Genomic DNA, 14,257 nt, shown 5'->3' on the forward strand with positions numbered 1-14,257 from the left:
ATAGGCGTTGATGCCGCTGGCCCAGCCGCTGGAGAAGGTCAGGGCAAGTGATTCCACGGCCCCACCCTAGTGTTGGGGGGCGAGGCTTGACGGCGCCCTCACTCGACGTCGATCTCGGGCGCACCCGTCATGGCGACGAGCTCGTCGAACGTCGAGGAGAACACGGCGGCGGGGTGCCCCGCGGCGGCCCACACCACGTCGTACGTGCGCAGCCAGCTGTCGATCCAGGTGGGCACGGGGACCGGGTGGTCGATCGGCGACACGCCGCCGATGACCTGACCGGTGTGCTGCCGGACGAAGGCGGGGGAGGCCCGCTCGAGCCGGCCCAGCCCGAGGTGCGCGGCGACCTTGTCGGTGTCGACCCGGTGCGCCCCGGAGGTGAGGATCAGGACCGGGGTCGCGCCGGCGTCGAACAGCAGGCTGTTGGCGATGGCACCCACCTCACAGCCCAACGCCTCCGCGGCGAGTGCGGCCGTATGGACCGAGTCGGGCAGGATGACCACGTCGCCCGTCCCACCACGACGGCGCAGCTCGTCTCGAAATGACGTGATCGCAGGGTGCTCGCTCGACATGATGTGAGCCTAGTCAGACGCCAACGCAGGAGTTGTCCACGAGATGTCCACGCGCAGGGAATTGCCCGGATCCGTCACCAACGCGGTGCGGAGCCTGACCGCGCTCGTGATGGTGAGTGGCGTGGCGGTGCTGCTGACGTGGCTGCAGAGTGACGAGGTCATCCGGTCCTGGGCCAAGGGCAACCCGTCGGCCCAGGAGCTACTCGCCTCAGGCGGGATGGCCTCACTGCGCGATGCGGCGATCGTGCCGAAGTTCGTGCCGCTGGCGGTGGTCTCGTTCGTGGTCTTCGTGGCGCTCGCGGTGGTGCTGGCCGCGTTCTTCAGGGACGGCCACGGGTGGTCGCGGCTGGTCCTCACGGCGGGGTGCCTCTTCGGCGTCTTCGTCGCGGGCCTGGGGCTGAGCCACGGACTGCCGACGGCCTTCGTCCTCGTGTCCGCGCTCTTCCTGGTGCTCTGCCTGGCGCTGGTCTTCTTCCTCTGGCGCAAGGACACCAGCGACCATCTGCGCCTGCACTAGGGCCAGTTCCTCTGTCGCTCTTGACCCACTGTCGGTGGGGCGGTGTACCTTTGGCCTTGTTCGAACACCTGTTCGGACAAACGCCGGGGTCGACGAGCATGAGGAGCGCAGATGCGACTGTACGACGACCCCGTGGAGGTGCGACGGGGAGAGGCTGACGGGCCCGACCAGTTCCTGTGGCGTGGGCGGCTGTGGAAGGTGCGCGCCGTCATCGCGCACTGGGTGGAGACTGCGCCGTGGTGGCAGTCGACGACGGTCCAGGCAGTGATCGGCACCGACGAGCACCCTGACCTGACCCGGGAGCAGGCGCCGCCGGTCGATGCCGACCTGCTCGTCGAGCGTGAGCTCTGGCGAGTCGTTGCCGGTCGGGGGATGGTCGCAGTGACCGGCTCGGACGGCGAGGTCGTGCATACCAGTGGTGTCTTCGACCTGTCCTTCAACTGGTCCGACGGCCGCTGGCAGCTCGTCGGCTGTGCGGACTGAGCGGCGATGATGACGATGAACCCTCACCTGTTGCCCGCGACCACCCACTCCTATCTCTCCCTGGCGGCCGAGTCGTTGCAGGAGGCGATCACGGCTCGCGACGTCCCCAGCCGCTATGCCTGTGCCCATGTCGCGGCGCTGCGGGCCGCAGCCGCCCTGCTGGCAGCCCGGGCCCAGCCCGCTCCGCGCCGTGGACGGCAGAAGAACGCGTGGGTGCTGCTGGCCGAGCTCGCGCCCGAGCTCACCGAGTGGGCGCGCTTCTTCGCGGCCGGTGCCTCGAAGCGCGCCGCTGCCGAGGCAGGCTCCACCCGGGCGGTGACCGAGCGGGAGGCTGACGACCTGGTCCGCGACGCCGATCGATTCCTGGCCGTGGTCGAGTCGGCCCTGGGTCTGGTGCCCCACGCCCATCTCGACCGACGGCTGGTCGCAGCCGGACACGCCGCCGGACGGGCCGGTGTCGCCTAACGAGGCCAGGGGGGGTCCACGGGGGGTGTCTCCCCGTGTGTCCTGACCCGTTCGTCCATCTCCACGTGGCGTCCGGCTACTCCCTGCAATACGGGGCGTCCCATCCCCAGGGCGCTCGTCGAGCGTGCCGTGGAGCAGGAGATGGACGCGCTCGCGCTCACCGACCGCGACGGCACCTACGGCGCGGTGAAGTTCGCCCAGGCCTGCGGTCGGGCCGGCGTCCGCCCGGTGCTCGGGGTGGACCTGGCCCTGCTCCCCGTGGTCCCCGTGAGCCCTCAGCCACCCCGGGTGGATTCAGCGCCGCGCACACCAGTGCGAGGCGGCGCCCACCGCGACCTGCCGGTCCACCTGGGTGGTTCGCACCGGGTGACCTTCCTGGCCGTCGGCAAGGCGGGCTGGTCGGCGATCTGCCGGATGGTCTCGGCCACCCATCTCACGGGCGAGCGCGGCCGCCCGGTGGGGACGCTGGAGGGCTTGGCTCCGTTCCTGATGGGGGGCGACGTGATGGTCCTGCTCGGGCCGGTCTCCGAGATCGGCGCGGCAGCGGCGCGGCGACGTGATGACCTCGGGATGGCGGCGCTGGCACCGTGGCGGGAGATCGTGCCCCGCGAAAACCTGGTCATCGAGCTGGTCTCCCACCGCTTGGCCAGCACGGGGAGCCAATGGGGTCCGGGCACCACGCCGCACGCCGCGCGGATGGCCGGCATGGCCCGGCGGGCCGGGCTGGGCACGGTGCTGACCAATGCCGTGCGCTACGCCGACCGTCTCGATGCGCCGACCGTCGACGTGCTCGACGCAGCGCGACGACTGGTCGCCCTCGATCGGCGACACGTCGATCGCGGCAACGCTGAAGGCTTCCTGAAGTCCGGCAAGCAGATGCAGGAGGTCGCCGAGGAGATCTGCCGGATGGCCGGCCTCGGCGACCGCGACGCCACTCTGCTCCTGGCCCAGACCCGCGCCATGGCCGACCGATGTGCTCTGGACCCGCGCAGCGACCTCGGCATCGGCGAGGTGCACTTCCCGGAGCTCGCCGTCGGACCCGCGACGCAGGAGCCTGGGTCGGACGGAACAGAAGAGCAGCGTCGGCGAAGCCGGCTCCAAGCAGATGCCGAGCTTCGGCGACGCTGCGAAGGCTCGATCGGTCGCCGCTACGGCTCGGCGCCTCGCCAACGCATCTGGAAGCGCCTCGACGACGAGCTCGCGATGATCCGCGGGCTGGGCTACGCCCCCTATTTCCTCACGGTCGCTGACATCACCGACCTGATCGGGGAGATGGGCATCCGCCGCACTGCCCGCGGCTCCGGCGCCGGGAGCCTGGTCAACTACCTGCTCGGCATCTCCGGCGTCGACCCGATCCGGCACGGCCTGCTGATGGAGCGGTTCCTCTCGCCGCTGCGGGCCTCCCTGCCCGACATCGACGTCGACGTCGAGTCCGCACGGCGGCTCGAGGTCTACGAGGCGATCCTCGACAAATACGGCGGAGAGCGCTGCGTGTGCGTCTCGATGATGGACACCTACCGCGTCCGCCACGCCGTCCGCGACGTCGGCGCCGCCCTGGGCATGCCCCCCGGGGAGATCGACGCGATCGCCAAGGCCTTCCCGCACATCCGCGCCCGCGATGCCCGAGCCGCCCTGCGTGAGCTGCCCGAGCTGCGGCTCAGCGGGCTGCTGAATGGGGAGACTCGAGCGTCCTTTGACCTCTTCTTCCGCCTCGTGGAGCGCCTCGACGGACTGCCCCGACACATCGCCGTACACCCCTGCGGCGTGCTGCTCTCCGACATCACGCTGCTCGACCGCACGCCGGTCGAGGCGTCCTACGCAGGGTTCCCGATGAGCCAGTTCGACAAGGACGACGTGGAGGCGTTGGGATTGCTCAAGCTCGACGTGCTCGGCATCCGGATGCAGTCGGCGATGGCTCACGCGGTGGCCGAGGTCAAGCGGGTCGACGCCGTGGAGATCGACCTCGACGACGAGACGCAGGTCCCCTTCGACGACGAGACGACCTACCAGATGATCAGCGAGGCGAAGACCCTCGGCGTCTTCCAGATCGAGTCGCCGGGACAGCGTGAGCTCGTCGGCAAGTCCGGCATCGGCTCCTTCGACGACATCATCACCGACATCTCGCTGTTCCGTCCGGGGCCGGTCAAGAGCGACATGATCACGCCCTACCTCGAGGCCAAGCAGGGGTGGAAGACCGTCGTGCACCTCCACGACGACCTGCGACCGATCCTGGAGGCGACCCAGGGTGTCGTGGTCTTCCACGAGCAGGTCATCGAGATCATCGCGCTGTTCACCGGGGTGAGCCTCGCTGAGGCCGACGAGAAGCGCCGGGCCCTGGGCGACGCCGCCGGGATGGCCGAGACCAAGGTCTGGTTCCACCCACGTGCGTTGGGACGTGGCTACGCCCTCACGCTGGTCGAGCGGATCTGGAAGGTGCTGGAGGCCTTCGCGTCCTTCGGTTTCTGCAAGGCCCACGCCGCCGCCTTCGCGTTGCCGACCTTCCAGTCGGCCTGGCTCAAGGCGCACTGGCCGGCGCACTTCCTGGCCGGGGTGCTCACCCACGACCCGGGGATGTATCCCAAGCGGCTGATCCTCGACGACGCGCGCCAGCTCGGGATCGGCGTGCACGGCCTCGACGTCAACGCGTCGAGCGAGGCCTATGTCGTCGAACCCCGCCCGGAGGCGGAGGGCGCCGGTTACGCGATCCGGCTGGCGCTCGCCGAGGTCAAGGGCATCAGCGGGGCCGAGGTCGTCCGGATCATCGCCGCCCGGGGCGGCATGGGGGAGGAGTGCACGAGCCCCTACGTCTCGCTCTCCGACTTCTTCCAGCGAGCCCAGGTCTCGCGGCCCGTGCTGGAGCGGCTCGTGCTGGCCGGCGGCTTCGACACCATCTACCGCATCTCGGGTGGCGACCAGAGCATCCGGGCACGCGGCCAGATCACCCGCCGTGACCTGCTGCTGCAGGTCGCCGAGCTCGACGTGCACGCGCGTGTCCTGGACCGCACCGCTCGCAGCCGTGGTCTGGCGCGAGGTCGCGCCCGCACCCCTGTGGCGCGTGCCGCTGACACGAGGGTCAGCGAAGCGGCGGTCCGCAACAGCACCGACCCGACCACCCGGGAGCAGTCGGGGGTATGGCCCAGGGCGGCCGCTCAGTCGCGCGCCACGGCGACACCGCGCCCCGTCGAGTCCGTGCAGCTGACCCTGAGCCTCGGGGACGAGCCGGGAATGGGTGGCGAGGTGCCGACAGGATTGCCGGAGATGACCACCGACGAGCGGATGCGTGCGGAGCTGGAGATCCTCGGCCTCGATGTCACCCAGCACGTCGTGACGCCCTATGCCGAGTTCCTCGACGCGCTCGACATCACCCGGAGCAAGGACCTCCTCAACCGCCGGAGCCGCTCGGAGCTGCTGGTCGCCGGAGTCAAGGTCGCGACCCAGACGCCCCCGATCAGGTCCGGGCGCCGGGTCGTCTTCCTGACCCTCGACGACAGCACCGGACCGGTCGACTGCACGTTCTTCGAGGACGCCCAGGGCCCCTACGCCGCCACGATCTTCCACTCCTGGCTGCTGGTCGTGCGGGGCGAGCTGCGACGCACCGGACGGCGGGGGGTGTCCCTGCGCGCCACCGGCGCCTGGGAGCTGTCCGCCCTCCACGCCGTCTGGCAGCGCGCCTGCAACCGGGAGGACGCGCTCGCCGCTGTCCGGGCCGAGCTGGGGCGCGCGCCCGAGGGCGACACGCAGGCCGATGAGCCCGCCCGGCGTCGGGTGCTCGTCCACTCCAGCGGCTTCCAGCTGTCGCCCTACGCCGACATCAAGCCCGCCGGCGACGCAGGCCAGGACGTCGCACGCACGCTGTGGCACCGCAGTCCCGGGGGTCCCGGATGAGACGGCCACTAGGGTGGTGGCCATGTCCGCCAGTGCCAGCGAGCGTCGCCAGTCCGTCCGCACCGGCGTGGTGTGGACCGCGGTCAGTGGCCTCCTCGCCGAGAGCGACGGTGCTGCCCGCATCGTCGACATCGGCGGCGGCACCGGCGGCTTCGCCGTACCCCTCGCCCAGCTCGGCCACCGGGTCGAGGTCATCGACCCCAGCCCCGACGCACTCGCTGCCCTCGACCGGCGAGCGCGCGAAGCCGACGTCGCCGACCGGATCACCAGCCAGCAGGGCGACCTCGCCGATCTGGCCACGCTCGTCGAGGACGCCGACCTCGTGCTCTGCCACGGCGTGCTCGACGTCGTCGACGACCCGGCGGCCGGCCTGGCCACCATCGCCTCCGTGCTCCGACCCGGCGGACACCTCAGCCTGCTCGTCGCCCAACGGCATGCCGCCGTGGTCGCGCGCGCCATGGCCGGCCACTTCCAGGCAGCCCGCGACCTGCTCGACGACCCGTCCGCTGGCCGGACCGCCGGACGAGGTGGTCGCCGCTTCACCGTCGAGGAGCTCTCGCCCCTGCTCGCTGCCGCGGGTCTGGTCGCCACCACGATCCACGGGGTCCGGGTCTTCGCCGACCTCGTGCCCGGACCGCTGGTCGACCTCGAGCCCGGGGCGAGCGCCGCGTTGGTCGAGCTCGAGAGTGCCGTGGCCACCCGTCCGGAATACCTCGCGCTCGCGACCCAGCTGCACGTGCTCGCCACCCGCTGACCCCGGGCTCCGAGGGGCGTCCCGATGACGGACACCCCGATCCTGCACGTCGACATGGACGCGTTCTACGCCTCCGTGGCGGTCCGTGAGCGCCCCGACCTGAGGGACGTCCCGGTGATCGTCGGAGGGGGGAGCCGGGGGGTGGTGCTCTCGGCCAACTACCTGGCCAGGCAGTACGGCGTCCGCTCGGCGTTGCCGATGACGCGCGCCCGGCGGCTGTGTCCCCGGGCGGTGGTGATCGCGCCGGACTTCGAGACCTTCCAGCAGGTCTCGACCTCGGTGCTGGAGAACTTCCGTCGTGTGACCCCGCTGGTCGAGGTGGTCTCGCTCGACGAGGCCTTCCTCGACGTCCGCGGCTCCACCCGGCGACTGGGGTCGCCCGTCACGATCGCCGAGAACCTGCGATCAGTGGTCCACGACGAGCAGGGCATCACCTGCTCGGTGGGAGTGGCGGCATCGGTGTCGGTGGCCAAGCTGGCCAGCCGCCGGGCCAAGCCGGACGGCGTGGTGGTGGTGCCCCCGGCGGGAGTGACGACCTTCTTGCACCCCCTCGACGTGGGCGAGCTCTGGGGAGTGGGGGAGAAGACCCGGGCGATCCTGCACCGCCTCGGCCTGGTCACGGTCGGCGACGTCGCCCACACCCCGGTGCGCACGCTCCAGCGAGCGGTCGGGCACCAGCTCGGCAGCCATCTGCATGACCTCGCCTGGGGCACCGACCGTCGGGCGATCACGCCCCGGGTTGGTCCGCTGGAGCCGGACCGGTCGATGGGGGCGGACGAGACCTTTGCCCGCGACACCGATGACAGCGAGGTGGTCAGGCGTGAGCTGCTCAGGCTCTCGCAGCGGGTCACCGGCCGGATGCGCGCTGCCGGGGTGGCCGGCCGCACCGTCACCATCAGGATCCGGTTCGCCGACTTCACCACCATCACCCGCTCGCGCACCCTGCTCGAGGCGACCGACGTGACGGTGGAGATCTATGGCACCGCCACCCGTCTCTTCGACGCGCTCGGACTCCAGCGCGCGCGGCTCCGGCTCGTGGGGGTGCGCGTGGAAGGGCTGGTCACGCGCACGAGCGTGCACCGTCAGCTGGTGCTGGGGGAGCCGCAGCACGGCTGGGCGGACGCAGATCGGGCGGTGGACCGGGCCAATCGACGCTTCGGAGCCGCTGCGCTCGGTCCGGCGAGCCTGTTGCGGACATCCGGAAGGAGGTAATTCTCTCTACCCGCTACCTCCGTGCCCACGGCGCGCCTAGACTTGCGGGGACACACTGGTCCGGCTGGGTCCTGGGGTCAGACGAGGAGGAATCGTGCCGCTGTCCGAAGAAGAGCTTCGACTGCTCGAACAGATGGAGCGCGCGCTCGTCGAGGAGGATCCCAAGCTGGCCTCCACCCTCCGAGGCACGTCGATGCAGCGAGCGGCCCGCCGCCGCGCCATCGTCGCCGGCGTCGTCTTCGTGATCGGCCTGGCGCTGCTCACCACCGGAGTGATGGTCCAACCGATCGTCGGCGTCGTCGGCTTCGTGGTCATGCTGGCCGCCGCGACGATCGGCGTGACCGCCCTGCGCAACCCGGCCGTCCTCCACCAGCCCATGCGGGAGACCCGGCACGAGGGCTTCGGCGTGGTCGACGGCGGACGTCGCCCGCAGTCCAAGCGGTCTCGTGGACTGCGCCGACCGACGTCGTCTCGTTCCTCCGGCACCTTCATGGAGCGGATGGAAGAGCGCTGGCGGCGCCGTCGCGAGCAGGGCCCCTTCTAGGAGTCAGGTCTTCTTCGGGCTCGCCCGGAGGTCTCAGGACCCGGCCGCCGACGAGGCCGCCTGGAAGCAACCTCAGCCGCGCACCGCGTTCTCGGCCTCGCGGGTGACGACCTCGCGTCCGGTGGTGGACGGTCTTGGCCGCAACGACCGCGGCAACCACTGCGAACGGCGACGCACCCGCGGTCCGACTCCGTGGTCGAGAGCCGACTCGACGGCCCTGACGTCCTCGATCGCCTGGGCGGTGTCCAAGGCACCGGCCGAGCGGGCGTAGCGCGCACGCTCGAGCTGTCCGACAAGTCGGTGCAGCGCCTCGACGGCGGCGGGGTCCTGTTCAGGTCCCTGACGGGGCCGCTCGACACCGTGATCGGCATCGTCGTGGTTGGGCCTGGGACCGAAGTAGGTCGACAGCCAGACACCGCTCGCACGCGGAGACAACCCGTGGGCCCAGCCGTGGCCGAGGTCAACAGCATGGTCGCGCAGCTCGAGCCAGAGATCCTCGATGCCGCCCAGCAGGCGGCGATCGCGGCGCCTGCGGCGTACGGCGCCAGGCACCAGGACGAGGGCGACCAGCAGGAGGATCCCCAGCAGGGTGAGCACGATGCTCGCCCACGGAACACTGGAGGCCTCGTCGCTGGCTCCCTCCTCGGGTGCGGCGGTCTCTCCACGGGGAGCCAGCTCCGCGCTCGACCGGGTCGCGCTCGGGGACGGCGCCGCGCTCTCCTCGGGGCCGAGGTTGACGCTGGTGTAGCCCGGGACGCCTTCGGCTCGTGCTCCCGGGGTCGGCTCGAACCGGACCCAACCCGCGCCGGGGAAGTACAGCTCGGGCCACGCGTGCAGGTCGTGGGACGAGAACTCGTAGGTGTCGGTGCCGACGCGCTTGGACTCCAGGAAGCCCACGGCCACGCGGGCGGGGATGCCCAGGATCCGGGCCATGATCGCCATCGAGGCCGCGAACTGCTCGCAGTAGCCGACGCGACCCGACTCGTCGAGGAAGGCGTCGAGGTTGCCGTCCTCGGCGTTCTCGATGTTGTCGGTGCTGTAGGTGAAGTTGCCGTCCTCGCGGAACCACTGCTGCAGTGCCTGTGCCTGGCGGAAGCGCGTGCTCGCGTCGGCGGTGACGCTGGCGGCCAGTCTGCGGATCTCGCCGGAGACCTCGGTCGACACCTCGAGATAGGTGGATCGCACGTCGGCTGCGCCCGACACCGCGTTGTCCATGAGCGCCGGGTCGGGTTGCACGGAGACGCCGGTGAACGAGTAGTCCATCTCGGAGGTCGTGGTCTCCTGGTCGGTCGTCATGAAGTCCATGGTGGCGGTGTCATAGCGCCAGTCGCCCTCGACCTCCATCGTCGACACCAGAGGCGTCGTCGGCAGCCAGGTCGACTTGAAGTCCTCGGTGACGCTCACCTCGAAAGGGACCTCGTTGCGTGGCGTCGAGACGGCGATGCCGGCGAGATCGGGCATCGTGCCGCGGGCGACCTGGGACTCGGGGATGTCACGATCGCCCGGAGTCCAGGTGTCTCCGTTGAAGCTGGTCAGCACCGTCGTGCGGAAGTAGCTGGGACTGTCGCCGGGGGTCCTGACGATGAGCAGGGGGACGTCCACGCCACGATCGAGGTCGCGTCGCAGGTCGACCATCGGGTTGACGACCTCGATCTCGCGCTGCCCGGGCCCGTTGCCGTCGAACAGGGTGACCTCGAGGGTCGGGATGATGAGCGGCAGCGCCAGCGCGAGCGTCGTGGCGGTCGTCCCGATCGCCAGGGCCGAGGTGCGTACGGCGCCAGTGCGGACCCCGAAGGCGCTCGGGTCGGCGTCGTCCTCCGAGCCCATCCCACGGCCCCACCCGGAGATCTGCTCGTCGTTGACGATGTGGAGCATGCCCAGGAAGCCGACGGACATGGCGATGAAGGCCCACCACGACAAGCCGTTGCCAGTGATGGAGACGGGGACGCTGTAGACCGTCAGCAGGACCAGTCCGGCCAGCGGGATCCGGCGGAGGCCGGCGGCGAGGAGGTCGATGACCACGAACGTGAGGGCGCCTCCCGCGAGGAGGAGCGCGGTGATCGGGGGCACGTTGGGGGGAATGGGAGCCATGTAGGCCCGCGAGGACGCCAGTCCGTCCTGGAAGGCCCGCACGAACTCGCTCAGCGTCCCCGGCGTCGGGGCGATCGAGCCCGTGACGGCGCCCAGCACACACAGGGCCGTCACGACGATCTGGGCGACCAGGACAACCGCCAGCGGCAGCCGCAGCCAGCGGCCGCCACCACCGATGCCGGCGACCAGGGCGCCGATGAAGAGCAACGGCATGGTCACCTCGACGGCGTTGCTCGTGAAGGTGCGCCACGACAGGAGCGTGAACCACGTCGTGGCCGCGGCGGCCGCGGCCAGTCCGATCGTGAACGACAGGGACGCGCGCTGGCGGCTCATGCGCCGACCCCCTGACGGGTGCTCAGCCGGCCGAGCTCCTGCCAGACGACTTCGAGATGGTCACCGGGGCGCAGGGTGACCGCCCGCCAGCCCGTCGCCGCGAGGGCGGTCGCGGCCCGCGTGTCAGCCGACCGGGCGAGGTGTGGAGCCCACGCATCGACATCGAGGGTGATCGCGGCGCTCGTGGCAGCGTGGTGCTGCAGCCGCTTGAGGAACGGTCCGTCGTTGTCGGTCACCGCGCCCAGGACGGCCAGCAGCAGGCCGCCATGACCCGGCTCGTCGGAGAGCCAGCTGGTGTCGAGTCGGGCGGAGTGCTCGATCTGGACGACGGCCAGCGCCTCCAGGAGGGGAGCCGTGTTCACGCCGGCGGACCGGGAGTGCCAGGCAGCGCCTTGGTCCTCGCCGGACGCGGTGACGAGGCGGACGGCGTAGCCGCGCTGGCTCAGGTGCACGGCGATGGACGCGGCAGTGGAGACGGCCGCCTCGAGGGACGACGCGACGCCTTGGCCTCGGTGGGAGATGAGCCGGTTGTCCAGGAACACAGTGGCGCGAGACTGCCACGGCTGCTCCTCGCGCCGGACCATGAGCTCGCCGACACGAGCGGAGCTGCGCCAGTGCACCCGGCGCAGGTCGTCGCCCCGGCGGTATTCGCGGACCGTGACGTCCTCGGCGCTGCCGGTGGCGAAGGCGCGCGGTCGGTTGTCCCCTGAGCCCGTCCACGCCCCACCCAGCGGGATGCCGGGCAGCGCGACCGTCCGGGGGGTCACCGTGAGGGACGCGGTGGTGTGGAACGCCCGACCCAGCTCCACGAAGCCGAACGGGTCGGTGACCCGCACCGACATCGGGCCGACATCGAAGTGACCCCGGACCTCGGACCTCACCTGATAGGTCACATGGCGGCGCCAGCCGTGGCCGATCCCCTCGAGCACGAACCTCGGACGTGTGCCGAGGACGTAGGGCAGGTGGTCCTCGAGGAGCAGCACTCCGGTGGGGGTGCGCGACTCGTTGGTCAAGGTCAGCTGCACCTCGGCCGGCTGACCGGCGGCGACCAGCTGCGGGGACACGGTGCGGGTCAGTGCGAGCCGGTAGCGCGACCTGCCGATCCACACGGCCGCGAGCAGCGGCAGAGCCGTGACCAGCACACCGACACGCACGAGCGGGGTCTGCCCCACGATCATCGCGCAGACGACCGTGGCCACTCCGGCAGCCAGGAACAGCCGTCCGCGGACGGTCAGACCGGCGAGAGCCTCACGCACCGTCGCCGATCCGGACATGGTCGGGGACCGGCACTCCAGACACGATGCCGTCGAGGATCGCTCCGCCCGTCCGGCCGCTCATCGCCGACTCCACACTCGGCAGCAGTCGGTGCGCCAGGACGGGTCGAGCGAGTCCATGGACATCATCGGGCAGCACGTAGTCACGTCCCGACATGGCAGCGACTGCCTTCGCCGCGCGGACCAGGTGAAGGGTGGCTCGCGGTGATGCTCCGAGGTGGAGCTCGGGGGAGTTGCGGGTCGCGGTCGCGAGGGCGACCGCGTATCGCTGCACCGCAGGCGAGACGTGCACCTGGCCGACGATCTCGGTGAGCTTGCGGATCTCGCCCGCGTCGGTGACCGGCTCGAGGTCGTCGAGCGGGTTGGCGCTCGTGTGCGCGTTGAGCATGGCGATCTCCGCGGCCTCCACGGGATAGCCCACCGAGACCCTCGCCATGAAGCGGTCGCGCTGCGCCTCGGGGAGGGCGTAGGTGCCCTCCATCTCGATCGGGTTCTGCGTGGCGATGACCATGAAGGGCTTCTCGAGCATGAACGTCGTGTTGTCGACGGTGACCTGACGCTCCTCCATGCACTCGAGGAGCGCCGACTGTGTCTTCGGGGAGGCGCGGTTGATCTCGTCGCCCACCACGATGTTGGCGAAGACGCCGCCGGGCCGGAACTCGAACTCCCGGGTGTCCTGGTTGAAGACCGAGACCCCCGTGACGTCGGAGGGGAGCAGGTCGGGCGTGAACTGGATCCGGCGGACCGTGGAATCGATGCTGCGGGCCAGCGCCTTCGCCAGCTGGGTCTTGCCCACCCCGGGCACGTCCTCGATGAGGAGATGTCCTTCGGCGAGCAGCACCACGATCGCCGCGGAGACGACGTCCGGCTTGCCCTCGATGACGCGCTCGATGTTGTTGCGAACCCGATCAACGACCCGCGCCAGGGTTTCCAGATCAGCATCGCCTGAGACCGACGTACTCAACGTGCACTCCCTCATTCGTGACCGGAACGCACTCCGGCTCATGCCCGATGGCTCAACCGTAAGACCTGCGGGCAAGTAACCGGCACTCGGAGTGCAGATTCGCTCGCCGCGACGCCATTTCCCCACCACGCGCTCCACTTCGCTCCACCCAGCACGGGCGGACCCGCCCGCAGGCGCGCCCGCCGGCTTGTGAGCGACCTTGCGGGTCGTGGGCGCGAGCCGATCGTCGGTGCCACGGCCTTGATCCGACGCGAAAACACCCTGAATGTGGTTGACGGTGGAGCATTGTGGAGTAGAGTGGAGCGAAGTGGGGGACAGGGTCGTTCTCGCACATCGAGCAGGGGAGGGGCCGGATGTTCTTCGGCACCTACACGCCCAAGCTCGATGAGAAGGGTCGGCTCTTCCTTCCGGCGAAGTTCAGGGACCAGCTGACGGAGGGACTCGTGGTGACCAGAGGGCAGGAGCGCTGCCTGACGGTCTGGTCACTCGATGACTTCAGCAAGCTGACCGACCGGCTCCGTGAGGCGCCGGTGACCAACAAGGGCACGCGGGACTACGTCCGCATGCTGTTTGCCGCTGCCTCCCAGGAGGTGCCGGACAAGCAGGGACGCATCTCGATCCCACCGCCACTGCGTGAGTACGCCTCGCTCACCAAGGACGTCGTCGTCATCGGCTCGATGAACCGCATCGAGATCTGGGACCCGGCGTCGTGGACGGCCTACTCGGAGGAGCAGGAGCAGAAGTTCTCCGAGCTCAGCGACGAGGTCTTCCCCGGCATCTAGCCAGCAACAACAACTGAACAGCTGACGAGGTCCGCAGCATCCGGTCTCGTGTCCGCTCCCTTTCGTCTTCTGACTCACCTTCCCCGGTGTCAGACGGCACTTCCCTGGGGGAGCGGACCGGGACCAGGTCCGGCGGCCCGACGTCAGCAACAGAGAAGTCAGCGGCACACAGCAGCAGCCAGCCAGCCAGTCGTCAACGAACACGTGGGGTCGAGATCATGAGCAGCACCGCAGTCACTCGCAGCCCGGGCGGCATGGCCCCCCGGCAGCCGCGGGTGCGCGAGCAGGCTCGCGAGGCAATGGCTCTGATGGTCTTCTCCGCCGCCACGTCAGCCGGACTCACGGTCGCGTTCTTCCTCCTCATGCACCTGGGTCGGTAGG

At 70.4% G+C, this 14,257-nt stretch carries 13 protein-coding genes; 9 read left to right on the forward strand and 4 right to left on the reverse strand.

The features are described from left to right. Positions 1-98: 98 nt before the first annotated feature. Positions 99-572, reverse strand: a complete 474-nt coding sequence (locus VNJ48_RS05990; protein ID WP_325600081.1) for a YbaK/EbsC family protein — start codon at positions 570-572, stop codon at positions 99-101. A gap of 43 nt (positions 573-615) precedes the next feature. On the opposite strand from VNJ48_RS05990, the gene VNJ48_RS05995 reads away from it, so the two are divergent. The 7 genes from VNJ48_RS05995 to VNJ48_RS06025 all read left to right on the forward strand — a co-directional run bounded on the left by VNJ48_RS05995 (position 616) and on the right by VNJ48_RS06025 (position 8,432). Next, positions 616-1,089 carry a hypothetical protein gene (locus VNJ48_RS05995; protein WP_325600083.1) on the forward strand — a complete coding sequence of 158 codons (474 nt, stop codon included), beginning with the start codon at positions 616-618 and terminating at the stop codon, positions 1,087-1,089. A gap of 111 nt (positions 1,090-1,200) precedes the next feature. Further along, positions 1,201-1,572 (forward strand): DUF6504 family protein, encoded by a 372-nt coding sequence (locus VNJ48_RS06000; RefSeq protein WP_325600085.1) that lies wholly within the window; start codon positions 1,201-1,203, stop codon positions 1,570-1,572. Positions 1,573-1,587: 15 nt separating this feature from the next. Continuing rightward, positions 1,588-2,037, forward strand: a complete 450-nt coding sequence (locus VNJ48_RS06005) for an SAV_6107 family HEPN domain-containing protein (RefSeq protein WP_325600087.1) — start codon at positions 1,588-1,590, stop codon at positions 2,035-2,037. A 102-nt stretch (positions 2,038-2,139) separates the two neighbouring features. Next, entirely contained in the window at positions 2,140-5,922 is a 3,783-nt protein-coding gene (locus VNJ48_RS06010; protein WP_325600213.1) for a DNA polymerase III subunit alpha, read from the forward strand. Positions 5,923-5,944: 22 nt separating this feature from the next. After that, positions 5,945-6,676: a methyltransferase domain-containing protein gene (locus VNJ48_RS06015; RefSeq protein ID WP_325600089.1), complete on the forward strand. Its 732-nt coding sequence runs from the start codon at positions 5,945-5,947 to the stop codon at positions 6,674-6,676. Between the two features lie 24 nt (positions 6,677-6,700). Beyond that, positions 6,701-7,888, forward strand: a complete 1,188-nt coding sequence (gene dinB / locus VNJ48_RS06020) for a DNA polymerase IV (RefSeq protein ID WP_325600091.1) — start codon at positions 6,701-6,703, stop codon at positions 7,886-7,888. Between the two features lie 94 nt (positions 7,889-7,982). Next, positions 7,983-8,432 (forward strand): DUF3040 domain-containing protein, encoded by a 450-nt coding sequence (locus VNJ48_RS06025; RefSeq protein ID WP_325600093.1) that lies wholly within the window; start codon positions 7,983-7,985, stop codon positions 8,430-8,432. Between the two features lie 72 nt (positions 8,433-8,504). Here VNJ48_RS06025 and VNJ48_RS06030 read toward each other — a convergent pair whose 3' ends face one another. The 3 genes from VNJ48_RS06030 to VNJ48_RS06040 are packed head-to-tail and all read right to left on the reverse strand — an operon-like array spanning position 8,505 to position 13,109. After that, complete coding sequence (locus VNJ48_RS06030) at positions 8,505-10,856, reverse strand: DUF3488 and transglutaminase-like domain-containing protein (protein ID WP_325600095.1); 2,352 nt, start codon at positions 10,854-10,856, stop codon at positions 8,505-8,507. Then, positions 10,853-12,130, reverse strand: coding sequence for a DUF58 domain-containing protein (locus tag VNJ48_RS06035; protein ID WP_325600097.1), 1,278 nt, complete (start codon positions 12,128-12,130; stop codon positions 10,853-10,855). The genes VNJ48_RS06030 and VNJ48_RS06035 overlap by 4 nt, the downstream gene beginning before the upstream one ends. Beyond that, entirely contained in the window at positions 12,105-13,109 is a 1,005-nt protein-coding gene (locus VNJ48_RS06040) for a MoxR family ATPase (protein ID WP_325600215.1), read from the reverse strand. The genes VNJ48_RS06035 and VNJ48_RS06040 overlap by 26 nt, the downstream gene beginning before the upstream one ends. A 338-nt stretch (positions 13,110-13,447) precedes the next feature. Here VNJ48_RS06040 and mraZ point away from each other — a divergent pair, with 338 nt between their 5' ends. Together mraZ and VNJ48_RS06050 are read left to right on the forward strand one after the other, a co-directional pair. Further along, complete coding sequence (gene mraZ, locus VNJ48_RS06045; RefSeq protein WP_325600099.1) at positions 13,448-13,876, forward strand: division/cell wall cluster transcriptional repressor MraZ; 429 nt, start codon at positions 13,448-13,450, stop codon at positions 13,874-13,876. Between the two features lie 218 nt (positions 13,877-14,094). Next, entirely contained in the window at positions 14,095-14,256 is a 162-nt protein-coding gene (locus VNJ48_RS06050; protein ID WP_325600101.1) for a hypothetical protein, read from the forward strand. Position 14,257 lies beyond the last annotated feature (1 nt).

Origin of the sequence: Nocardioides sp., from assembly GCF_035576065.1 — a bacterium.
In the GTDB taxonomy this organism is placed as follows: domain Bacteria; phylum Actinomycetota; class Actinomycetes; order Propionibacteriales; family Nocardioidaceae; genus Nocardioides.

Excerpts from the sequence above, each read along its gene's own strand:
- VNJ48_RS05990 (WP_325600081.1), bottom strand. The coding sequence starts at position 572 with ATGTCGAGCGAGCACCCTGCGATCACGTCATTTCGAGACGAGCTGCGC.
- VNJ48_RS05995 (WP_325600083.1), top strand. The coding sequence starts at position 616 with ATGTCCACGCGCAGGGAATTGCCCGGATCCGTCACCAACGCGGTGCGG.
- VNJ48_RS06000 (WP_325600085.1), top strand. The coding sequence starts at position 1,201 with ATGCGACTGTACGACGACCCCGTGGAGGTGCGACGGGGAGAGGCTGAC.
- VNJ48_RS06005 (WP_325600087.1), top strand. The coding sequence starts at position 1,588 with ATGAACCCTCACCTGTTGCCCGCGACCACCCACTCCTATCTCTCCCTG.
- VNJ48_RS06015 (WP_325600089.1), top strand. The coding sequence starts at position 5,945 with ATGTCCGCCAGTGCCAGCGAGCGTCGCCAGTCCGTCCGCACCGGCGTG.
- dinB (WP_325600091.1), top strand. The coding sequence starts at position 6,701 with ATGACGGACACCCCGATCCTGCACGTCGACATGGACGCGTTCTACGCC.
- VNJ48_RS06030 (WP_325600095.1), bottom strand. The coding sequence starts at position 10,856 with ATGAGCCGCCAGCGCGCGTCCCTGTCGTTCACGATCGGACTGGCCGCG.
- VNJ48_RS06035 (WP_325600097.1), bottom strand. The coding sequence starts at position 12,130 with ATGTCCGGATCGGCGACGGTGCGTGAGGCTCTCGCCGGTCTGACCGTC.
- VNJ48_RS06040 (WP_325600215.1), bottom strand. The coding sequence starts at position 13,109 with ATGAGGGAGTGCACGTTGAGTACGTCGGTCTCAGGCGATGCTGATCTG.
- mraZ (WP_325600099.1), top strand. The coding sequence starts at position 13,448 with ATGTTCTTCGGCACCTACACGCCCAAGCTCGATGAGAAGGGTCGGCTC.
- VNJ48_RS06050 (WP_325600101.1), top strand. The coding sequence starts at position 14,095 with ATGAGCAGCACCGCAGTCACTCGCAGCCCGGGCGGCATGGCCCCCCGG.